Source organism: Mobiluncus mulieris ATCC 35243 (genome assembly GCF_000160615.1).
In the GTDB taxonomy this organism is placed as follows: domain Bacteria; phylum Actinomycetota; class Actinomycetes; order Actinomycetales; family Actinomycetaceae; genus Mobiluncus; species Mobiluncus mulieris.
In genome coordinates this window covers 365,103-386,447 of record NZ_GG668518.1, presented here as the reverse complement: position 1 = coordinate 386,447, position 21,345 = coordinate 365,103, and the positions used below count along the sequence as shown (strand labels likewise).

The 21,345-nt window shown below is 54.7% G+C and carries 17 protein-coding genes and 3 tRNA genes; 11 read left to right on the top strand and 9 right to left on the bottom strand.

The window, feature by feature from the left end; all coding sequences use genetic code 11:
- On the bottom strand, positions 1 to 1,736 hold a 1,736-nt coding region (locus HMPREF0577_RS01570; RefSeq protein WP_004011907.1), incomplete at its 3' end, for an SLC13 family permease.
- A 307-nt stretch (positions 1,737 to 2,043) separates the two neighbouring features.
- Positions 2,044 to 2,118, bottom strand: a tRNA-Asn gene (locus HMPREF0577_RS01565).
- Positions 2,119 to 2,239: 121 nt separating this feature from the next.
- Here HMPREF0577_RS01565 and HMPREF0577_RS01560 point away from each other — a divergent pair.
- Positions 2,240 to 2,313: transfer RNA gene (locus tag HMPREF0577_RS01560), tRNA-Ile, on the top strand.
- Positions 2,314 to 2,658: 345 nt separating this feature from the next.
- Here HMPREF0577_RS01560 and HMPREF0577_RS01555 read toward each other — a convergent pair.
- The 6 genes from HMPREF0577_RS01555 to prfB all read right to left on the bottom strand — a co-directional run bounded on the left by HMPREF0577_RS01555 (position 2,659) and on the right by prfB (position 9,237).
- Positions 2,659 to 3,900: a cell wall-binding repeat-containing protein gene (locus tag HMPREF0577_RS01555; RefSeq protein WP_004011906.1), complete on the bottom strand. Its 1,242-nt coding sequence runs from the start codon at positions 3,898 to 3,900 to the stop codon at positions 2,659 to 2,661.
- A 296-nt stretch (positions 3,901 to 4,196) separates the two neighbouring features.
- Complete coding sequence (gene smpB / locus HMPREF0577_RS01550; RefSeq protein ID WP_004011905.1) at positions 4,197 to 4,739, bottom strand: SsrA-binding protein SmpB; 543 nt, start codon at positions 4,737 to 4,739, stop codon at positions 4,197 to 4,199.
- Positions 4,740 to 4,814: 75 nt separating this feature from the next.
- Positions 4,815 to 6,221, bottom strand: a complete 1,407-nt coding sequence (locus HMPREF0577_RS01545; protein WP_004014312.1) for a M23 family metallopeptidase — start codon at positions 6,219 to 6,221, stop codon at positions 4,815 to 4,817.
- Between the two features lie 33 nt (positions 6,222 to 6,254).
- Positions 6,255 to 7,169, bottom strand: a complete 915-nt coding sequence (ftsX, locus tag HMPREF0577_RS01540) for a permease-like cell division protein FtsX (protein WP_004011903.1) — start codon at positions 7,167 to 7,169, stop codon at positions 6,255 to 6,257.
- A complete protein-coding gene (gene ftsE, locus HMPREF0577_RS01535; protein WP_004011902.1) occupies positions 7,170 to 7,949 on the bottom strand; it encodes a cell division ATP-binding protein FtsE in 780 nt (259 codons plus the stop codon). It abuts the gene before it with no gap.
- 151 nt (positions 7,950 to 8,100) lie between these two features.
- Positions 8,101 to 9,237, bottom strand: a complete 1,137-nt coding sequence (gene prfB, locus HMPREF0577_RS01530) for a peptide chain release factor 2 (protein ID WP_004011901.1) — start codon at positions 9,235 to 9,237, stop codon at positions 8,101 to 8,103.
- Positions 9,238 to 9,323: 86 nt separating this feature from the next.
- On the opposite strand from prfB, the gene HMPREF0577_RS01525 reads away from it, so the two are divergent.
- From HMPREF0577_RS01525 to HMPREF0577_RS01510, 4 genes are all read left to right on the top strand, one after another.
- The gene (locus HMPREF0577_RS01525) at positions 9,324 to 10,778 is read left to right on the top strand and encodes a TrkH family potassium uptake protein (RefSeq protein WP_036342163.1); all 1,455 of its coding nucleotides are present in this window, start codon (positions 9,324 to 9,326) and stop codon (positions 10,776 to 10,778) included.
- 120 nt (positions 10,779 to 10,898) lie between these two features.
- Positions 10,899 to 11,552: a potassium channel family protein gene (locus HMPREF0577_RS01520; protein ID WP_004011899.1), complete on the top strand. Its 654-nt coding sequence runs from the start codon at positions 10,899 to 10,901 to the stop codon at positions 11,550 to 11,552.
- Positions 11,553 to 11,593: 41 nt separating this feature from the next.
- Positions 11,594 to 12,283, top strand: coding sequence for a winged helix-turn-helix domain-containing protein (locus HMPREF0577_RS01515; protein ID WP_004011898.1), 690 nt, complete (start codon positions 11,594 to 11,596; stop codon positions 12,281 to 12,283).
- 55 nt (positions 12,284 to 12,338) lie between these two features.
- Positions 12,339 to 13,856 carry a sensor histidine kinase gene (locus tag HMPREF0577_RS01510; RefSeq protein ID WP_004011897.1) on the top strand — a complete coding sequence of 506 codons (1,518 nt, stop codon included), beginning with the start codon at positions 12,339 to 12,341 and terminating at the stop codon, positions 13,854 to 13,856.
- 376 nt (positions 13,857 to 14,232) lie between these two features.
- Here the strand turns inward: HMPREF0577_RS01510 and HMPREF0577_RS01505 are convergent.
- Positions 14,233 to 14,305: transfer RNA gene (locus tag HMPREF0577_RS01505), tRNA-Ala, on the bottom strand.
- 84 nt (positions 14,306 to 14,389) lie between these two features.
- Here HMPREF0577_RS01505 and HMPREF0577_RS01500 point away from each other — a divergent pair.
- The 6 genes from HMPREF0577_RS01500 (at position 14,390) to ccmA (ending at position 21,339) form a co-directional block, all read left to right on the top strand.
- Positions 14,390 to 15,205 carry a sensor histidine kinase gene (locus HMPREF0577_RS01500; RefSeq protein ID WP_004011896.1) on the top strand — a complete coding sequence of 272 codons (816 nt, stop codon included), beginning with the start codon at positions 14,390 to 14,392 and terminating at the stop codon, positions 15,203 to 15,205.
- Positions 15,192 to 15,908 carry a response regulator gene (locus HMPREF0577_RS01495; RefSeq protein ID WP_004011895.1) on the top strand — a complete coding sequence of 239 codons (717 nt, stop codon included), beginning with the start codon at positions 15,192 to 15,194 and terminating at the stop codon, positions 15,906 to 15,908. Before HMPREF0577_RS01500 ends, HMPREF0577_RS01495 begins: the two co-directional genes overlap by 14 nt.
- Before the next feature lie 112 nt (positions 15,909 to 16,020).
- Positions 16,021 to 17,427 (top strand): MFS transporter, encoded by a 1,407-nt coding sequence (locus HMPREF0577_RS01490; protein WP_004011894.1) that lies wholly within the window; start codon positions 16,021 to 16,023, stop codon positions 17,425 to 17,427.
- A gap of 96 nt (positions 17,428 to 17,523) precedes the next feature.
- On the top strand, positions 17,524 to 18,567 hold the full coding sequence (locus HMPREF0577_RS01485) for an ABC transporter substrate-binding protein (RefSeq protein WP_004011893.1): 1,044 nt from the start codon (positions 17,524 to 17,526) through the stop codon (positions 18,565 to 18,567).
- Positions 18,551 to 20,257 carry an ABC transporter permease gene (locus HMPREF0577_RS01480; protein ID WP_248613627.1) on the top strand — a complete coding sequence of 569 codons (1,707 nt, stop codon included), beginning with the start codon at positions 18,551 to 18,553 and terminating at the stop codon, positions 20,255 to 20,257. Before HMPREF0577_RS01485 ends, HMPREF0577_RS01480 begins: the two co-directional genes overlap by 17 nt.
- Positions 20,254 to 21,339, top strand: a complete 1,086-nt coding sequence (gene ccmA / locus HMPREF0577_RS01475; protein WP_004011891.1) for a heme ABC exporter ATP-binding protein CcmA — start codon at positions 20,254 to 20,256, stop codon at positions 21,337 to 21,339. Before HMPREF0577_RS01480 ends, ccmA begins: the two co-directional genes overlap by 4 nt.
- Positions 21,340 to 21,345: the final 6 nt, after the last annotated feature.

The following is a 21,345-nucleotide window of genomic DNA, read 5'->3' as shown; positions in this document are numbered from 1 at the left end:
AACCCGAATATGGGCACTGCCAAGGCAAAGACCGTGATTACAATCAGCACCAAGCCCAGCGCCCCAATCAAGAGGCCACCCTTAATCATCTCGCCAATACGCACATATCCGGTACCATAGGCAATGGCATTGGGCGGCGTAGCAACAGGAAGCATAAAAGCACAGGTGGCGGCTAGTGCAGCCGGAATAATCAGCACCATAATATTGTGACCTTCCATCCCCATCCCCATGGCAACCCCACCTAGAATCGGCAGGAACGCGGCCGCCGTGGCCGTGTTGGAAGTTAGCTCGGTCAAGGCAAGAATCATCACGGTAATGATGATGACAATCAGCAAAATCGGCAGGTTTTTAAGGTTTTGCACCTGGATTCCAATCCAGTTCGACATTCCCGTATTCGAGAATTGGCGGGACAAGGCCAGACCCCCACCAAAGAGTAACAGCACATCCCACGGCAGGTTCTTGGCTTCATTCCAAGTAATCAGGCGTTGGCGGGTGCGCCCCCCAGCGGGAAGAATAAACATCAGCAGCGACACGCTCATAGCAATAACCGCGTCAATCCCGTTAATGTCAATCCCCAGATTCTTAAGTAAGATGGGAACCACAATCCAGGACAAAGCAGCCAGCAGGAACATAATCAGGATTCCAAGTTCACCACCACGCAGTTTGCCCAGGCTCTGCATTTCTTTTTTGATTAGCTCGCGTCCCCCCGGGATATCGTCCATTTCCGGTTTGAACACGACAAAGGTCAATATCACCCAGGCTAAAACCAGGTAGATAACCGCCAGGGGCACTCCCACTAGCATCCACTCGCCAAAACCGACAGAAATACCTTGTTCTTTGAGATAACCCACCATCAGGGAGTTTGGCGGGGTGCCGATAATGGTGCCCAGGGAACCAATCGAAGCGGCGTAGGCAATCCCCAGCATGAGGGCGATAGCGAAGTTAGAGCGTTGGATACCTTCTTCCTCGGCCTTCTTGGTGACCAGGTCTTCGTCCTTGTTGATAGCAGCGCCCAGAACACCACCACGAATCGCGTCAGCATAACCTTTTTCAATGTCATAGTGGGAAGTAGAGACTTTTTCCTTGGTCAGGCTGGCGAAGAGCTGAATCACTGACAAACCGATGGGCAGCATCATCACCGCAGTGGCAGTGTTGGATACCCACATGGAGATAAAGCCGGTGGCAATCATGAAACCGAGAATCAGCTGTTTGGGTTTGGTGCCGACCACCAACACCACTCCTAGCGCAATGCGCTTGTGCAGGTTCCAGCGTTGCATCCCCATGGCAATGATGAAGCCCCCCATGAACAGAAAAATAGTATCCGCTGCAAAGGGTGGGGCGACCTCTTTGAATGCCATGGTGCCCTTTTCACCATAGAGGATGGCACTGAACAGTGGGAAGGCCACGAGGGGAATCAAGGCGGTGGCGGCTAGCGAGATAGCCTCGGTCATCCACCAGGCACCCATCAAAACAGCCACCGCCGCGACTAGGGGCGCGGCCACGAAGTTCATTTTGGCCAGTTTCGCCGGGTCGGGTTCGCCACCTTGAGCCGCTTTCCAAGCTTCTTCGGCTACGGTGGCAGTGTCGCCGGGCATCAGCCAGAAAATCAGTATCGCGCCGAGGATGCCTCCTATCAGGCCAATCGCACGGGTTACGGCCACGCGCCGTTCTGATTTGGGTCGCTTGTCCTCGGCACTTTCATCTAGTTTTACAGGGGGAATTTCTTTTACACTCATCTTTGAATATCCTTCCGAGTCGAAAGTAGTTGGAGGGGATGGAAACTAACTATATACCAAGTGGTAAGATTTTTTTCAATTTCCAGGGGCTAAAGTCCCAAATATTTTTAAACCGCAGGTCAGGAACGTAATTTTGTATCCATTTTTGGCACCGAGCCATGAAGCCGGGAGGAAGCCGAACCACCAGGGAATCACTTCAACGCCTCAGATTCAAAAGAAAACACCCAGGGAAACCGAACCACCAGGGAATCACAAAAATAAGCAAAAACAAAACCCAAATTCAAGGCGGGTTTGTAAGGGGGATTTCTGGCTCCCGCGGCTGGATTCGAACCAGCAACCTGCCGATTAACAGTCGGACGCTCTGCCGTTGAGCTACGCGGGATTGCGGGTATAAGTCTAACAGACTTATACCCAGTTTGTCTATTTGGTGCCACGACAAGGAAAAATGCCAGAAACGGCGTATCGGTTTCGCCACTGCCCCCAGAACTTGTTAGGATACATATGCCCTGTTAGCTCAGTCGGTTAGAGCAGCGGACTCATAATCCGTTGGTCGTGGGTTCGAGCCCCACACAGGGCACTGCTATAAACCTTGCAATAACGCTAGAAAATCTAGTTTTGATAAACCTGGATACCCTGTCAGGACATACCCAGGACACACCGTCAGGACATACCCAGGACATAAGCGAAACAGTTTTCGTCTTTGGTGTCCCCCCCCGAACAACGGCAGAAACACCAGCAAACATGAAATAACAGAAAAAAGGTACCCGCCAAGGAAAAACCCAGACCACTTCACGTTCGCGCATTATCTTGCGGACAGACCAACGGAATTCACGGAGGTTAAAACCAAAGCTGGTGGCGCCTGTCACCGACATCGACAGGCGCCACCATCCGCAACGTATTGTGCAATGTAGATACGTAAAAGCTACGCTCCAGCTTTCTGGAAGCCAGCAGCCTGAGCCTCAGCTTCCGTAGCAAAGCAATGTTCCGGGATTGTCCTCTTGTAGGATCTTCCCCCCGGAACGTGGTATTTCATCGAAGCCTGGTTACCCTTAATAGGGGCAGAAGCCGGGCATTCTTTGCCCACAGGTGTTTTACCAGCAGGGTGTGTTGGCTGCTGGGGTTTAGGTTGAGCCGGTTTCGTGGGAGTACGCTTAGCCGACTGTTTAGGCTGACGAGCAGGCTTTTGCGGCTCAGGCTGCCGGGGTTTAGGTTGAGCCGGTTGTGTTGGTTGAGCCGGTTGTGTTGGTTGAACGGCCTGCGCGGGCTGTGGGATTACCCCGGTGGCAGCAGCGGTGACGGTGGAATCGGGCATAACACCGGTGCCACCGATAACAATCAACTTCGCGGCACCCAATACGTCAGCCTTGCTCTTCACGCCCTCACCATTAGCCGGGGAGAGCAGGATGACACCATCTTTAGCGGCTCCCGCCACCATCGCATCCTTCAAGGCCGTACCCGAAGCCAAGTAAACATTGCTACCTGACTTTTGAGCCTTGGCGTATTTCGCAATCTCGAACGCGGTCTCGTAACGGTTCGACCCTGCCAGGCGCGCCGTCGCTTTACCATTAGCGACCGCTTTGACTACCGCGTCCGGTACTACTCCAGTGCCGCCCAGAGCCGTTACTTTTTCGGCCTTCAAGTCGGGCACGGTTCCTGCCAGGGCTGCTACTGATGCATCATTAGTAAAAGTCACAATCGGACCGTCACGCAGCACCGACGCTGCCACCGCATCCGGCGAGCCACTGCCAACATTCTTGGTCACATACACATTCTTCGGGGCACCGTTAACCGCCACCCACCGCTTCGCAATCTCAGCTGCAGTAGCATTCCTATCCGCGCCCGCCAAACGAACAACTTCGGCGCCGGTAGCTTTAGCTTGGTCTGCTATCGCCTGGGGTACAGCTCCCAAACCGCCCAAAATGGCTATCTTGCTGGGTTTCACTCCCCCCAAGTTGAGGGTGTTGCCATCCGTGAGCACTACCGGGCCATCGCCTATAGTCGCAGCCGGCAGGGCATCCACCGGATTCCGGTTAGAAGCCACATAGACAACCTTCCAAGTATCACCCCAAGTATGCTTCGCTACTGCCAGCGAGGTCTCCACCCCCGACGGCCCAGCCAACCTTTCGTAGGGCAAATCCCCAGCCACCGCCGGGATGCTACCCATCCCCGTTATCAGTGCCGCTGAGCCTACCCCAGCCAACAGTTTCTTACTAAATCCGTTCAAAGTATTCCCCTTTCAGAAAAGAAACAACAACTTAGCAATTACACTACTCCCCACCCAAGGTTTTCACAGTCTAATGCAAAAATTACAGACACATAAACATTTTGCTAAATTAATTGCCATCCTAACACCCCAGGTCACAGGATTATCCCAATACCGAGATGTCTACATCTGTCTGTTCTGTGCCCATCCCGAAGTAAGAAACAAGCACCTCATGAAACCGAACGAAGCAGCGAACACTACCCGCGACGGCGATTCGCGTCGCGCAGCGCACGCTGTGCCTCGCGGTTATCCTCGCGCTCGCGGATGGTCTGGCGCTTGTCCCATTCCTGTTTGCCGCGAGCCAAAGCAATCTCGACCTTGGCGCGACCGCCAATAAAATACAACTCCACCGGCACCACCGTGTAACCCTTCGCCGCCACCCCGTTCTCTAAGCGCAGAATCTCGCGCTTATGCAGCAACAATCTCCGCTTCCGTTTGGGCGAGTGATTCGTCCACGACCCGTAAAAATACTCGGGAATATTCGCCCCCTGCAACCAAGCCTCGCCCCGGTCAATCTCGACCCAGGCCTCACTCAAGGATGCGCGACCCATCCGCAAGGCTTTTACTTCGGTTCCAGTCAGCGACAGACCCGCCTCAAGGCGATCCTCTAGAAAATAGTCATGCGCGGCCTTTTTGTTGCGTGCAATGACCTTCTTGGCATCGGCCGCCGCCTTGGCTTTCTGCGCCGGCGTCATTTTCGCGCTGCCCCCAGATTTCCCAGCTGCATTCTTTTTACCCATAAAAGCCAATCCTACCAGCCGAAGCGGTAATCCCCCGCTGGCACCTCATGAAACGCCACCCGACGCACCCCAACCCTACAAACTGCCCATCAACACCTGATACGAATCAATCGGGGTGCCGTTCTTCCACGTCTCAAAATGCAGGTGACAGCCGGTGGACCACCCCGTAGAACCCACTAGCCCAATAACCTGGCCTTTCTCGACGTGCTGGCCACCAGCCACCTTAAACGCAGAAAGATGCGCATAAGCCGTCTGCCAGGCTATCCCGTTGATAGTCCCGTGATTAACAATAATCCGGTTCCCGTAACCATCGCCCTGTGACGTACGCACAGTTCCAGACTGAGAAGCAAAAACCGGCGAACCGCAGGGCATGGCCAAATCCGTCCCCGAATGCAGCATCCTGGTATTAAGAATAGGGTGCGTGCGCCACCCGAAAGGCGAAGTGCGATTCAAAACCGAAAGGGGTGCCCCAAAAACTCCCCCCGTAATCACCCGGGCTTGCATTCTGCGGGCTTCTTTAACCAGTTGGGCGATTTGGCGCGCGGCCTCGGCCTGGGCAGCCTGTTGTACCCGAATTTCCTGTTCAAAGGCCGATTTCTGGCTGTTCAGTTGCTGTTGCTGGACGGCTTGGCGGCCTTGCAGGGTTTGCAACTCGGCAAGCTGTTTTTGTTCCGCTTGCTTGGCTGCATCCGCCGCCGCCACTGCCCCGCGCGCCCGAACTTCCAATTCGCCGATGCGCACCGTCACGGCCTCTTGACGCGCCCGCGCATTAGCCGCCACCGCTTTCGCTTCCTCGGCGGCCTGTATCACCTGGTTTTGGGACTGTGCCGCCCGGTTCACCGCTTGGGCACGAATCGCCAGTTCATCGGCGGATCGCGCATCCCACAGCAACGTCCACACCGAGGCATCCAGTTTCTGACCCCGATAGGCCTGCTGTGCGATTTGCCCAATCGTGACCTGGGTTCTAGCGATGGCTTTCTCGCCGGATTCGATGTCGCCTTGCAGTTTCGCTTTCTGCTTTTGGGCATTCTTTAGCCGGGCTTGCACCGTGGCCAGTTCCCGCCGAGTTCCCGCGAGTTTCTCTTCCGCATCGGCCAGTTCGCTTTGCGCGATAGGGATAGCGTTTTTGGTGCGTTCCAACTGTAACGCCAGTTCCACCAGGTTGGCTTTCACGCCCTCAAGCTGGATGGCCAGTGCGGTTTCTTTCTTTTTCGCGGTGGTTTTTTTCTGTTCCAAACGCTTGCGTTTGGCGGTGCTTTCGGTGGACGCCACTGCATGAGGTGCCATCCGGGATATTGAACTTACGCCGGGAATCTGGGCTGGCACCTCATGAATCGGCACCCCCGAAACCCCGACGTCCCCCGAAACCCCACGCGGAACAGCCTCGGCAACCCCACCGAGACTCACCATCGTCAGGAACACCGCCCCCACCAGGGAAACCCGCCACAAACTGCGGACGCGCATCACACCTCTAAGTTTCATCCTCATCCTGCTTCCGACCGGTTCACCGTCACCTCAAACCCGCGTATAGCGGTTCAGCGAAACCGCCGAAGCCAACACGGCCAACACAATCGCCGCCAACACCAACACTGGGGAAATCAGCCACACATCACGTTCACTGATAATCCGCACCGTCCCGGAAAGACCATCCAGCCACTCGCCAACCAGGAACTTTACCGTCCCCCACAGCACCCCCACCGCCGCGAGGGCACCAATGGTCGCGGCAATCGCGCCCTCAACCATGAAGGGCAGCTGCACAAACAGATTAGAAGCCCCCACCAGACGCATAATGGACGTCTCGCGTTCGCGGCTCATCGCGGAAAGCCTGATTGTGGTGGTAATCAACAGCACCGCCGCCACAATCATCGCTACCGCCAGGCCAATCGAAAGCATCGTGGCCTGGTTCAAACCAGAAAACAGCTTTTCCAGGATTTTCTTTTGATCGATGACCTGAGCCACCCCGGGACGGCCCTGGATTTCCTCGACCACGGCGCGGTATTTCTGGGGATCAACCAGTTTGATGCGGAAAGATGCCGGCATCATATCGGCCGTAACATATTGGTAAACCCCCTCGGAACCCATCAGATTCTTGAAGGTCTGGTAGGCTTCCTCTTTGGACTCGAAATACACGTTTTCGACATAGGGCTTGAGCCGCTCGGATTTCAACAGGGTTTCCACCGCGTTGATTTGTTCCGAGGTAGCTTCCTGGCCGTTACAGCCGCGCGACAGGTCGTTTTTCGCGCACATAGACACGGAAATCTCGATTTTCCCGTACCAGGTATCACGCAGATTGTTAATCTGGATTTGCGCCAAGGCAGCCGAGCCTACGAACAGCAGCGACACACAGGTGACGATAATCACCGCAACACTCATCGCCAGGTTACGGCGCAAACCCTGGCCGACTTGGGATAACACAAAGGCAAGACGCATCTAGATTCCCTCCGCTGTGGTGGTTTCATGGCCGGGACGAGCGGTTTTCCCGGATTTGCCAGTGGTGGAACCGAGAGCGGCTTCACCACGCGGAGCCAAGCCGCCGTATACCCCCCGGTCTTGGTCACGAACCACGCGCCCTTCGTCCAGCTCGATGACACGTTTACGCATCTGGTTGACGATTTCCTCGTCATGAGTAGCCATCACCACAGTGGTTCCCGCCCGGTTGATACGATCCAAAAGGCGCATAATCCCCAGCGAAGTCGCGGGGTCGAGATTCCCGGTAGGCTCGTCGGCCAACAAGATTGGCGGGCGGTTCACCATGGCACGCGCAATCGCGACGCGCTGTTGCTCCCCACCGGAAAGCTCGTGGGGGAAACGCTTGTCTTTACCCCCCAAACCGACCATTTGTAACACTTCGGGAACAACCCGGCGAATCACCCGGCGTGGTTTCCCGATAACCTGCAAGGCTATCGCCACATTATCGTAAACATTCTTGTTTTCCAGCAGGCGGAAATCCTGAAACACCACCCCCAGTTGGCGGCGCAGCTGCGGCACTTTCCAACGCGAAATCCGACCCAAGTCCTTGCCCAGCACCATAATTTTTCCTTCGGTAACGCCGTATTCGCGCAGCACCAAGGACAGGAAAGTGGATTTGCCGGAACCCGAGGTTCCCACCAAAAACACGAACTCCCCCCGCTCGATACTGAGGTTTACCTGGTCCAAGGCGGGGCGCGCGCCCCGCTTATAGACCTTCGTGACGTTTTCGAAGGTTATCAAACCGTTTCTCCCTGCCTAGGCTTTTTTTCCACCTTAATTGGTAACGTTTTGATAACTTCACATTGACACGCGTTTTATCCGTAACTCCTTGTGAAAACCTGATTTCGAGCCAGCACCTCATGCACCCGAAAGCTAACAGAAACCCCTAGTCCTACGCGTGCAACTGTTGGTGTTTACGCCACCGAATGCCTTCGTCGATGAAAGCGTCAAGGTCGCCGTCGAACACGGCATCGGGGTTGTTGGATTCGTGCCCGGTGCGCAAGTCCTTCACCAGTTGCTGGCCATAAAGGAAATAGGATCGCATCTGGTCTCCCCAAGAAGCCTTGACATCCCCCGCCAGTTCCTTCTTTTTCTCGTGTTCCTGCTGGTGGCGCAGCAATAACAATCGGGACTGCAATACTCGCATCGCGGCGGCGCGGTTTTGGATTTGGGATTTCTCGTCCTGCATGGAAATCACAATGCCAGTGGGCAGGTGGGTCAAGCGCACCGCCGAATCCGTAGTATTCACCGACTGCCCCCCCGGACCAGACGAACGAAACACGTCGATTTTGATGTCACTTTCCGGCACATCAATGTGATCGGTAGTTTCAATCAAGGGGATTACTTCCACCGCCGCGAAAGAAGTCTGACGTTTCCCGGCAGCGTTAAATGGACTTACCCGCGCCAGGCGATGGGTGCCGGCCTCGACCGACAACCGTCCATAAGCATAAGGCGCGTCGATTTCGAAAGTCGCGGACTTAATACCAGCCTCTTCGGCGTAAGACGTATCCATCACCTTGGTGGGATACCCGTGACGCTCCGCCCAACGCAGATACATCCGCAACAGCATCTGAGCGAAATCAGCGGCATCCACTCCCCCCGCGCCAGAACGAATAGTAACCACCGCGAAACGTTCGTCGTACTCCCCATTCAGCAAAGTACGTACTTCCAAGGCCGCCAAATCAGCGGCGAGGGTTTTATAGGTCGCCTCGGCATCTTCCATAATCGCTTGCCCGTCGGCGCGGCCATCTTCGCTCATGAGTTCCTCTCCGCCCAGTTCCACCAGCGCCGCGAAGTCTTCCAGACGGGTTTTCATGGTTTGCAGACGCTCCAAATCAGACTGGGTAGCCGAGAGCGTCTGGGTTATTTTCTGGGCGTTTTCCTGGTCATCCCATAAATCGGGGGCGCTGGCCTGAGCGGTCAAGTCCGCAATCTTTTTTTGCAGCAAAGCCGGATCCATCACGGCTTCCACCGTGTCGAAAGTGGCTTGCAGTTTCTCAATCAGGGGCGCAAAATCATCTGGGGTCATCACGCTTTAAACCTATTGCAAACTTTAGTCCAACCCCAAACGCAATAGCTATTTGCAAAGCCAGCGTAAAGTTTTATGCTTATCCAGTGATAAAAGACGGCACCGGATCGTTACAGCCCTCACGGATAGTGATTCTAGCCTTCCTGCTAACCATGCTAGCGGGCACCGTCTTGCTCTGTCTGCCAGTCGCTCGCACCGGCGCGAGCGAAAACCTGATTCTTGACCAGTCACCGGCGTTGCCCGCCGCTGCGAACTCCGGGATAGCACCTCATGAACCCCCCACCAAAACGGTACCCAGCCTGGGGCCGGCCTTGCCCGGCGGAGCACCCCTGTCGGTGGCGCTGTTCACCGCCGCCTCGGCCACCTGCGTAACCGGACTGATTGTTGTGGACACGGGCACCTACTGGTCGCCCTTCGGCCAGACGGTGCTGCTGGGATTGATGGAGCTGGGCGGGATTGGCACCATGACGGTGGTCAGCCTGGTCAGCCTGGCTTTGGGGCGTGCCACCAGCGACACCCGGGAAGTCGCGGCGCACAGCCTGAGGGGTATTCCGCTGGGAGGAATAAAGCATACCGTGGCGGCAATTTTAGGGTTTTCATTAGTTGCCCAGATGATTTTCGGCGTAATCCTCGCCTGGCGCCTGGGGGCTTCCGGGAAAGTCCCGGGCGGGGCGATGGGAGTGTTTCACGGATTTTTCCTGGCGGCTTCGGCCTTTAATAACGCCGGTTTTGCACCCTGGACGGATTCGGTTACCGGTTTCAACCACGACCCGGTAGTGCTGGGTTCCCTGGCAGTACTGATTCTGGTGGGTGGTCTGGGCTTCCCGGTGTGGGCGGTGCTGTGGGTGAAAGGGCCGCATTGGTGGCGGTTGAACCTCAATGTGCGCATCATGCTGGTGGGCACGGCGGTGTTGGTGGCTGGGGGCACCGTGCTGATGGCCGTCCTGGAGTGGAATAACCCGGCGACCTTGGGAGCCCACCATCCCGGCGAGAAACTGTTGAACGCGTTTTTCGCGGCCGTCTCCCCACGGACCGCTGGTTTCAACGCTATCGACATTGGGGCACAGTACCCCGCAACCTGGCTGGTTACCGACGGGCTGATGCTGGTGGGTGGCGGGTCGGCCGGAACCGCCGGCGGGTTGAAAGTTACTACCACCGCCGTGGTTTTGGCCACCCTGTGGGGCGAAGTGCGCGGGGCGGGGGCGATTAATATTCTTGGGCTGCGCCTGGCTCGCGCCGCGCAACGCCAAGCTTTAGCCGTGTTTTCCCTGTTCATCGGCTTGGTGGGGATTTCGGTGTTCCTGATGGTGCTGACCACCCCCTGGGGATTGAGCCGCAGCCTGTTCGAAGTGTGTTCCGCGCTGGCCACCGTGGGTTTATCCACCGGTATCACCCCGAGTCTGCCAGTAGCGAATCAAGCCTTGTTGATTGCATTGATGCTGGTGGGGCGCTTGGGTCCGTTGACCATCGCCACCGCGTGGGGAGCGCGCAAACGTCGTTTGGTCTATGAGCTGCCCAAGGATTATCCGTTGATTGGGTGAGCGCCAGGGATGTCGGGTGGCACCTCGTGAAAACGCGTTAGTTACGGCGTCACGAGGTGCCATCCCCAACCCCCGCCGCCCCCCGAAAAACCACCCCAATAGGAAACAATAAGGAGCAACATGATAAACAGTGTCGCCGTTATCGGCTTAGGACGATTCGGGCTGGCGATGGCTCGCGAGCTGCAAGCGTCAGGCGTGGATGTGCTGGCGATTGACAAGGATGCCGAGGTTGTGCAACATGCCGCCGGCAGTTTGCGCCACGTTGTGCGCGCCGATGCCACCAGCCGCGAGGCTTTGGAACAACTGGCAGTGGGGGATTTCAACGCGGCTGTCGTGGCGATAGGCGGGGATTTAGCCGCCTCGATTCTGGCGGCTTCCGCTTTGCTGTCCCTGGGGGGACCCGAGGTGTGGGCGAAAGCCGCGAATCCCCAACAGGGCGAGATTTTTGGGCAAATGGGTATCACGCACGTGTTTTACCCCGAAACCGAGATGGGGCGACGCGCGGCTCACCTGGTGGCACAGTCCTTTGCAGATTACATGGATTTGGGTCACGGTTTTGCGCTGGTGATTACCACCCCCGACCCAAAGTATTGCCGCGCCACTTTGGGGGAACTGGATGTGCGCCGACGCGAGGGGTTTTCTATCGCTGCGATTCGCGGCGAAGACGGCGAATGGAGCACAGCACACGCTGGCACAGTGCTGCATGAAGATGACCTAATTATGGTGGTCGCGCCGGTCAAGACGATTACCCGGATTACCCGGGGACGCAAGTAGTTGTGGACGCATAAATCGAGTTTTCAGGGGATAATAGGAGTGTGATTTATTTCGTTGAGGATGATCGCAACATCCGCGACCTGGTGGTTTACACCCTGGGTTCCACTGGTTTCGAGGCGTTCGGCTGTGAAGACGACAAGGCTTTCCGCGCCGAGATGGCGAAAACCCCCCCGGAACTGGTGCTGTTGGATATTATGTTGCCCGGCACCGACGGTATCCAGATTCTGCGCCGTTTGAAAGCCGACCGCTCCACCGCCGATATCCCGATTATTATGGTCACCGCCAGGGGAGCCGAGTTCGAAAAGGTCAAGTCCTTGGATTTGGGTGCCGACGATTATGTGACTAAGCCTTTCGGGATGATGGAACTGGTCAGCCGGGTACGGGCAGTGTTGCGGCGTTCCTCGCGGAGCACGCAGGATTCCGTCGAGGAAGAGATTCTGACTTTGGGTTCAATTTCTTTGAATTTGTCTAGGCATGCCGTCATGGTGAATGGCGAAACAGTGACCTTGACCTTAAAGGAGTACCAGCTGTTAGAGGAGCTGATGACCCAACCGGGATTTATTTTTTCGCGCGACCAGCTGTTGGATTCGATTTGGGGGTATTCCTTTCATGGGGAAACCCGCACGGTGGATGTGCATATCCGCACCTTGCGCAAAAAGCTGGGCGAGGCCGCAAAGTATGTTAAAACCGTGCGGGGCGTGGGGTACAAGGTATCCTCGCAGGGCGGCTGATTTTGTTAGTGGCCAGTCGATTCTCTGATTGTGGCGCGTAGCGGAAAGGCACCTCATGCGTAGACGTATCCTTTTGGCAATGACCCTGGTGGCGGCGCTAGCCCTGGTGTTGTCCTACCTGGGGGTGATTGCGTTTTTCTATCAGCAAAATCGCACGATTTTCCACGATACTCTGCGGGATAAAAGCGAATTGTTGGCGCTGGGGTTGAACGGGCAAGACCCGCACCATCGACTGGCGGTGCTACGGGATTATCAACATGTCAATCCACGAACCCGCACCACTTTGATAGGGGTGGGCGGGCGAGTGCTTTTTGACAGCGAATTCGACCCCTCGCACATGGAAAACCACAATAACCGCCCGGAGGTGCGCCGGGCGCGCGCTGACCAACATGGGGCTTCCACCCGAGAGTCGGTGACTTTAAACCAAGACATGTCGTATTATGCCAAAGCACTGTCGGATGGGACAGTAATTCGCGTGGCGAAAACCGAAGACACGGTTTATGCTACTTTACTGGCGGGTCTGCCGGTGTTGATTGGGATTGCGCTGGTGGTGTTCGGGCTGGCGCTGCTGGTGGCGAAACAGCAAGCGCAGGTTCTGATTGCCCCGTTGCACACCATAGATTTGAATCATCCTTTGCAGTCAGACCACCCTACGTATCCCGAATTATTGCCACTATTGGAACGCCTGGAGGAAAAAAACCACGACAAGGAGCTGGCGGTGAAAACCCGGCGCGAGTTCTCGGCCAATGTGTCCCACGAGTTGAAAACCCCGTTGACCTCGATTTCCGGATACGCCGAGATTATTCGTAACGGGCTGGTGTTGCCTGAAGACATTCCGGGTTTCGCTAATCGGATTCAACAAGAGGCAACCCGGTTGCTGACTTTGATTAGCGACATTATGGATTTGTCGCGTCTGGACGAGGGGTTTTTGCCCGACGATGCCACCGACGTTGATATTTTCGAGATTTGCAAGGATGTGGTGTCGCGTCTGCAACCGCGTGCCATGGAGTTATTTGTGGCTTTGAGCTTGTCAGGGACGCATGCTTCTGCCCGAGGGGTTGCGCTGCTGTTGAACGAAATGGTGTTTAACCTGGTGGAAAACGCCGTGAAGTACAACCACGAAGGCGGCTACGTCAAGGTGTGGGTGGGCTTGGTAGGCGGGTGTACCCAGTTGAGAGTAGCGGATGACGGCATCGGGATTCCGGTTGCGGATCAGGAACGGATTTTCGAGCGTTTCTATCGGGTGGACAAGTCGCATTCTAAAGAAACCGGCGGCACCGGCCTGGGTCTTTCGATTGTGAAACACACCGCCATGCTGCACCAGGCCGAAATTACCGTGGAGTCCGAGGTGGGCTCGGGCACCCGCATCGAAGTCACTTTCCCGGCGGCGTCTTCCCGGGGTGGCGCCCCGGGCACAACCCGCTCGTTTACCCCGGATTCCCCCGAAGCTTTCGGCTCCGCCCAGTCCCCAGAGTTCTCTTACGCCGATTCCTTGGATTCGTCAGCTGCGCAATCCTCCCCCATAACCGCTGAACCCGAAGATTCCTTTGATGATGACGATGACGAGTGGTGAGAGACGCGATTCTTGTCTTCACCGCCTCCGTCAGGATTCGGTTTAGTGGACAAAAGTGTTGATTTTGAGTTTTTAGTAGTCGTATCGGTTTTTCAAACCACTCACCCCGGGGAATGAGAACATTCAATATGTCGAACATGTTATGCAGGACACTGCCACGAAACTGGCCATCCCCACGACCCGAACCAGCGTCGAAGTTTTCGGTGGGCAACTGAACCAATCCGGGTTTTCCTTCCGCTTTGAAGCTGGTAGAAGTTGCCTTCACCGCAGCCCGTCTCGCCACGAACACCCCCATAATTTTAGGTGGTTTTTGGGTAGTTTTAACCCCAATTTCGCAACCCTGAATACGCTCTGACCTGCGGTTTTGTCTGTCCGGTGGAGCATAGGGGATTCGAACCCCTGACCTCTTCCATGCCATGGAAGCGCGCTACCAACTGCGCCAATGCCCCGAAGTGCTCAACCAGTATATAGACTAAACCACAAACCAAGCAAATTGCGACAGACATACGAAGTTTGAGCCTTAAACTGAGAGTATGTCTTGGTGGATTGGCATGCTGGGATTAGCACTTGCGGGCTCTTTAAGCCTCAACATTTGGTTGTGGCACCATCTGCGCCGCAACCGCCGCGAAATCACCATGCTGCGACAGGTATCAAATCGACCACTAGCCGCGCCTAATGTACTGACTCACGAAATTCGCACTCCCCTATCACTGATTGTCGGCGCAGCAGAGCTCCTCGACGGTGAGGATGCCGGCCCCCTAACCCCGACACAGCAACAGTTCGTAGACATCATCATGTCAAACAGCAAAATCGTAATCGACATGGCCGAAGACTTCCTGTATTCCGCCCGGCTCCAAGCCCAACTATTTGAACTGCATCTACAACGTTTTGACTGCCGCATCATGGCTCAAGAAATCCTCGAAGAAATCCGCAAAGTCCATTCCACCGCTATCAGTCTGGACACCGATACCGCCCCGATATGGCTAGAAGGAGATCAGAAACTGCTAAAGCAAGCCCTGTGGAACCTCATTAATAACGCCCTGCGACACGGCGGAAACGCTACAGCTATCCGGTTGCGCGTGTCAAAAACCGACACCGGCGTGTTCTTTTCCGTAACCGACAGCGGAAAAGGCTTACAACTGCAAAACCTAACCGACTTGTTCACACCCTTTAAAATTTCGTCAACAGCCAGCAACAGCGTTGGTTTAGGACTGAGCATCACCGAGAAAATCGTGGCTCTACACGGAGGAAAGATACTCGTCGATACAATTGACGGACACGGCACCACAATTCTGGTGTCCCTGCCAGAAAAACCACCCCTTACAAAGGAAGACCATGATGGACAATGAAGCCTTGAACACCGCGCGGGTACTGGTGGTCGACGACGAACCACAGATGCGTTCCATCGTAACCTTTGCCATGGAAACCAAGGGATTTCACACCGCGACAGCCAGCAGTGCCGCCGCAGCCTGGACAATGGTGTGTCAAGAGAAATTCGCGCTGATTATCCTGGATTTGATGCTACCGGATTATTCCGGCGTGGAACTGTGCCGAAGAATTCGATCTCGAATGGACACGCCGATAATAATGCTGACCGCCTTGGGCGAGGAAGAAGACCGCGTGCAAGGCTTGGAAGCCGGGGCTGATGATTACGTCACTAAACCATTTTCGCCTCGTGAACTAGCCCTCCGAGCTTCAGCCGTACTACGCCGTTTTAGCCCCGAGGCGCACACCCCAGAAATACTGGAAAACGGGGAACTACGCATGGATGTAAGTGCCCTAGAGCTGACATACCGCAACCAGCGCATCCCGCTGAGCGAAATCGAATCTCGACTGTGTCTCGCTTTATTGCGCCGAGCCGGCGAGGTCGTGCCCACTCGGGTTTTACTAAACGAAGTGTGGGAGTCGGCACAAATCCCGGGAGGTAAAGAAATCCTGAAAACCACGGTTTACCGCTTGCGCAAAATCTTGAACCAAGCCACCGGTTTAGACGACCTAATCCGCAATGTCAGGTATCGCGGCTACCTGATGCGTGAAATATCCCCCAGGTAACACCGTTGTTACCAAGTGTGACCCCCATCGACACTGCTTGTTACCAAGCGTGACCCAAGCTTGTTTTGCATGGAAATTGCAAAACTGTCTACACGACGAGGTGATTAAGCTAATGAGTACTGAAAATTTGGCACCTGCCGCGCCAAAGAAACGGAATTTCTTTTCCGCTCCGCCCGCGAAGCCACGGCTTAGCGACACGGAAATCGCCAAGAAATACCCCCAGTTGCGCCGTCAGGTGTTCATGGGAATCTTCCTAGGGTATGCGGCTTTCTATTTGATACGTAACAACATTTCCCTGGTAGGGCCACTGTTGGGCGAAGCCTTAAACTATGACAAAGTGGCGGTGGGTATCATCGCCAACGCTGTGCTTATCAGCTATGGCCTGTCCAAATTCTTTATGGCCACCCTGTCAGACCGTTCTAATGCGCGTTATTTTCTGCCGCTAGGCCTGGCTCTCTCTGCTTTCACAAACCTATTGATTGCCCTAGCCCCTTGGGCTACCGCCTCACTGGGTATCTTCGCCACCGTCATGTTTCTCAACGGGTGGTTCCAAGGCATGGGTTGGCCTCCTTCCGGGCGTTCCCTAGTGCACTGGTTCTCCACTTCGGAACGTGGCATTATGACCGCCGTGTGGAACTGCGCCCACAATGTGGGCGGGTTCTTCGTAGGTATGATTGCGGCTTGGGGACTGCAAATCACTGGGGATCAATGGCAATCAGCGTTCTGGGCTAATGCGTTAGTTGCCCTGGTGGTAGCGGTCGTAGCCTTCCTCATGATTCGTGACACTCCCGAGTCGGAAGGTCTGCCGCCAATCGAGGAGTACCGCAATGATCCCGCCAAAGTTGAGGCCGTAGACGAGGAACTAAAGTCTCTGTCCTATTGGACGATTATTTTCCGCCATGTACTCACCGACCGAGTGGTGGTGCTTTTAGCGGTGTGCAATATTTTCGTCTACTCCATGCGTTACGGGGTTTTGAATTGGATTCCCTTCTATCTCGAAGAAAAACACCACTTGCAGCTGGCCTCCGGCATAGCCGGTTTCTCGCTCTATGAACTCTCTGGTATTGCCGGTACGTTGCTGTGTGGCATCGTGGCGGACAAGGTTTTCAAAGGCTGGCGTAGCGGCGCGGGCTTGCTGTTCCTGGGTTTGACCGGCGTGTTCATCGTTATTTATTGGTTGCTGCCGGTGGGCACAAACTTCTACGTGCTGATGGCCGTGATTTCTTGTATCGGCGCGCTGATTTATGGCCCGGTAATGCTGATTGGCTTGCAAGCCATCGACCTGTCGCCACGCAATGTGGCCGGAACTGCTGCCGGTTTCACTGGTCTTTTCGGATACCTGCTAGGTGCCACCATCGCTTCTTCTGGCATGGGTGTGATTGCCCATCAACTTGGCTGGAACGCCTACTTTATAGTGCTGATTGTAGTTTCTGTGCTAGCCGTCTTGTTGATGCTCGTGATTGGTAAAAGCGAGAGGCAACTCATGAATGCCCACCAGAAGAAATACTCGAAAGAGTGATTAACTGCTAGATTCGAGTGATAATAGGGGCGCGCCTTCCAACTGGAGCGGGACGGCGCGCCCCGCCCATTTCATGGCTTGACCACAGGAGGCTACATGGCCAAGAAACTTTCTCAACTACTGGCGGTAGTTCTTGGTGCCGCAATCCTCTCTGGCCTTGTTTTTTGGCACAACCACGCCGCCAAAGCTGGTTCTTTACAGGTGTTATGCTCCGCAGCTGCCGAGGTTTGCGAATCTTGGCGACAGGACTACCAGGCATTGACCGGCCAGCAAATCGCGATGACTCGCCTGCCAACTTATGAGGCTATCAATCGGATGCGACTGTTCAAAGAAAAACCCGAGTTTGATGTGTGGCAAGGCGGCCCCTTAGAAGGCTACGTAGAGGCACAAAATCAAGGCCTTTTACAGGCATACCAACCAAAAGACGCGGCAGCAGTGAATCCACAGTGGCGCGACCCGAAGCATCAGTGGACTGGAATCTATCTGGGCATACTGTGTTTTTGTGTAAACACTGCAGTCTTGCAAAAACTTCAGGTGGCGCCTCCCCAAGATTGGAGTGACCTGCTGAATCCTCGGCTGCGCGCCCAGATTTCCATGTCCGCACCAACTTCATCCGGGACGGCTTTCAATATGGTGGCCACCCAGATTGAACGCTTGGGTCACGAAGACGCGGCCTTCGCTTATTTGCGAAGCTTGGACGCAAATATATTGCAATACACCAAGTCAGGCGTGGCTCCGGCAAATATAGCGGCTCGCGGAGAAGTGGCGGTTGGCCTAGCGTTTGATTCACATTGTGAAAGATCTAAAAAGACTCATGGTGCCCCGCTGCGCAGCATTTATCCCCGATCGGGAACCGGATACGAGGTAGGTGGGGTAGCTCTGGTTAAAGGTTCACAGCACCAAAAAACTGCTCGTGCCTACATTGATTACGCGGTTTCACTGCGTTCCCAGAGCCAAGCCATGCAGATTGGTATCAAACAGTATCCAACCCGCTTGGATTCGAAGCACACCCGAGAATTTCTCGCATCAAAAAAACACCTGATACATTTGAATCCCCAGCATTGGGCTGCCCAACGCGACCACCTCATTGCCCGTTACCGCAACGAAATGCGAGGAATTGAGGATGTCAATGTCCAGTGATGTCTCTGCGTTACCACTCAGTCCTTGGTTGCGCTTGTGGACTTGGGTTTCCGTGGTCTTGGGGCTGTTAACCACGTCGATACCGCTATTGTTTATGGCTACGAAAATCTTTTCCATGAGTGGATTCTCGGCTTTAAAGGCTATAGCTTTATCGGCGTCTGGACACAGGCTCATTATTAACACCATAGCATTAGCGTTGATGGTGGCTGTTATAGGGACATTTCTGGGGGCAACAACAGCCTTGGCTATTACGGTTTTACCTTTGCCCGGAAAAATCTGGTGGCATAGAGGCTTACTGTTTCCTTCCTTGCTGGGTCCTTTTATTATTCCGGTAATCCTGATTGTATCAATCGGGCGTTCTGGAATACTCTTCAGTGGTTTCTTTTTGTTCGGTTTTGATTTGTATGGTTTCTGGGGTATTTCCCTGTGTCAAATCATCAGTCTGACTCCGACCGCCTATTTGATAACCTTATCCGCGTTGCGTACCATAAATCCACAGCTGCTCACCGGAGTTGCCACTTTAGGGGTTTCTAACTTCCAGATTATGCGATCCATGGTTTTCCCGGTGGTGCGCCAACCCATCAGGCAAGCTTTCATGATTCTAATGGTGGAATCGGCAGCAGACTTAGCCACCCCATTAGTGCTGGGTGGAAAATATCGCGTGTTGACAGCCGCCTTATATTCCCAGGCGGTCTCTGCCAACAGCCTGGAAACCGCGAGTGTCTACGCGTTGATTCTCGCCACATTTAGTCTTGGCATAATCCTGTTAACCAGGTCTTTCACTCCCCCACTGGCCGCCTTTTACAGCTCCGGATGGTTTTCCAATCAAACATGGCGATCCTGTCTGACCCCAGTTGAACCCCTCGCCCTTGTTTTGATTGGCATCGCTGTAGGTCAATCATTAATCGGGTGGGTGGTAACCGCAGCCCTTGGCGCTATGATTTTGCATACCACGTGGCTATGGTTACATCAGCCGATTACGGGTACCATTTCCGCAGTTTCATTAGTTGCCCCTCTGAGTAACTCCTTTTTACTGGCAACCATAGCCGTTCCTCTGATTGCGTTCTTGGCTCTAGGCATTTCCTTAGCCAGGCCACAAAAATGCGTACCTAGAATTTTCTATGGTATAACTCGATTGTCTTTGCAACTGCCGAGCAGTGTACTGACTTTCGCCCTCCTGTGCGCTTTTGCCCGCCCTTGGCGTTGGGGTGATTACCAGCTAATGCCAACCTTGGTGGGTGGCACCTCATGGGGGCAAGGCGCAATAGCAATTGTTATCGCTTATACCCTGCGTTGTTTGAATCTGGCAATAAATATTATTGAGATTGATTTACGCCGTATCAACCCGCTGTGGTGGGAAATCACCAGCACCTTAGGCATCAGACAGGATCGTCAACAAAACGAGATTCTCGTCCCCAACTTGAAGGTCTCTATAATTAAAGCCACCGGTTTAAGCTTTTTAACTGTGCTTTCCAGCTTATCCACGGTGGCGTTTCTGCCCTCTACCAGTTGGGAGGTTTTAACCATGTCGATGCTGGCGCAGATGGATGGGGCGAACTATGGGCACTTGTTCCTTTCCAGTGCGATTTTATTCCTGATTACTGCCGGTTCCCAAGTACTCAGTGCCCACTTTCGACGCCGCCAACATCGGGCTATCGGGGCAGTAGCAATTCCGGGAGGCACCTCATGATTGAAAAAAGTACCGGGGAACTTCACCTCAACAAAGTAAAGAAAATCCTTGGCAGCGGCGAAAAATCCGTCTCTATAACCATCGACAGTCTCGATGTTAACGCCGGTAGCATGGTGACTATTGTCGGGGATTCTGGCAGCGGGAAAACCACTTTACTGCGGTTAATCGCGGGGCTGGAAAACCCGGATGCCGGCACTATTATCGTTGATGGGCGTGACTACTGTGGAATTCCCTCGGCGCAGCGCGACACTCCGTATATTCCACACGAGAATTCCTTGCTGCCACATTTAACCGTGGCGCAAAACGTGGCATTTCCCCTAGGCGCCAAGGCGGTGGAACACGTGGAACAGCAGCGCGTCGAGGTTCTGTTGACCACTATGAACCTGGTGGGAATCAGTGACCGATTCCCAGCCGAATTATCGGCGGGTCAATCCCAGCGAGTGGCAATAGCCCGCGCTTTGGTGCTGCACCCTCGGTTGCTCCTGCTCGACGAACCCACCGCTAATCTAGATCCCAGCACACGAGAACAGGTACGACGCGACATCAAGGATGCGCAACGCCGCCGGGGTATGAGTGTTTTGTTGGTTACGCACGACCCGCAAGAAGCAATGGCTCTGGGCGAAAAAATCCTGGTTATGCACCGGGGGCACATCGAAGGGGTGGGGCGACCCCAAGATATGTATTTGCGCCCAACCTCGGTGGTTTGCGCCCGTGCTTTGGGCGATATTAATCTGTTGTCCTGCGCGATTAGCGCGGTTACCGCCGGGAGCTATCAGGTAAATGTTTTGGGGAAAACCGTATGGGTTTCAGGTTTAGTTCCCACTGGCACCACCAAGGCGCAGCTGCTGGTGCGACCCGAACACTTGCGTTTTGAGAGTAAGTTCAAAAACCGCGAAACCCAGGTTCACGCTAACATAGCGGTGGTGTTGGAAACCGAATTCTGCGGAGCAAACCGTAATTTTTTGGTGGAAACCATTCACGGCACCCTGAAAATCCGCGCCGACGCCGCACAGTTTCCTTTTGGCCCCAGAGATTTCGTGGCCTTGGATTTCAATGCCCAAGACGCTTGGCTACTGCCATAATCTGGC

Bases quoted from the DNA above. Each gene is read 5' to 3' on its own strand.
- HMPREF0577_RS01555 (WP_004011906.1), bottom strand. From the start codon at position 3,900: ATGGGTAGCATCCCGGCGGTGGCTGGGGATTTGCCCTACGAAAGGTTG.
- ftsX (WP_004011903.1), bottom strand. From the start codon at position 7,169: ATGCGTCTTGCCTTTGTGTTATCCCAAGTCGGCCAGGGTTTGCGCCGT.
- HMPREF0577_RS01495 (WP_004011895.1), top strand. From the start codon at position 15,192: ATGATGGACAATGAAGCCTTGAACACCGCGCGGGTACTGGTGGTCGAC.
- HMPREF0577_RS01480 (WP_248613627.1), top strand. From the start codon at position 18,551: ATGTCAATGTCCAGTGATGTCTCTGCGTTACCACTCAGTCCTTGGTTG.
- ccmA (WP_004011891.1), top strand. From the start codon at position 20,254: ATGATTGAAAAAAGTACCGGGGAACTTCACCTCAACAAAGTAAAGAAA.
- HMPREF0577_RS01510 (WP_004011897.1), top strand. From the start codon at position 12,339: ATGCGTAGACGTATCCTTTTGGCAATGACCCTGGTGGCGGCGCTAGCC.
- smpB (WP_004011905.1), bottom strand. From the start codon at position 4,739: ATGGGTAAAAAGAATGCAGCTGGGAAATCTGGGGGCAGCGCGAAAATG.
- HMPREF0577_RS01490 (WP_004011894.1), top strand. From the start codon at position 16,021: ATGAGTACTGAAAATTTGGCACCTGCCGCGCCAAAGAAACGGAATTTC.
- HMPREF0577_RS01500 (WP_004011896.1), top strand. From the start codon at position 14,390: ATGTCTTGGTGGATTGGCATGCTGGGATTAGCACTTGCGGGCTCTTTA.
- HMPREF0577_RS01485 (WP_004011893.1), top strand. From the start codon at position 17,524: ATGGCCAAGAAACTTTCTCAACTACTGGCGGTAGTTCTTGGTGCCGCA.
- prfB (WP_004011901.1), bottom strand. From the start codon at position 9,237: ATGACCCCAGATGATTTTGCGCCCCTGATTGAGAAACTGCAAGCCACT.
- HMPREF0577_RS01545 (WP_004014312.1), bottom strand. From the start codon at position 6,221: ATGAAACTTAGAGGTGTGATGCGCGTCCGCAGTTTGTGGCGGGTTTCC.
- HMPREF0577_RS01520 (WP_004011899.1), top strand. From the start codon at position 10,899: ATGATAAACAGTGTCGCCGTTATCGGCTTAGGACGATTCGGGCTGGCG.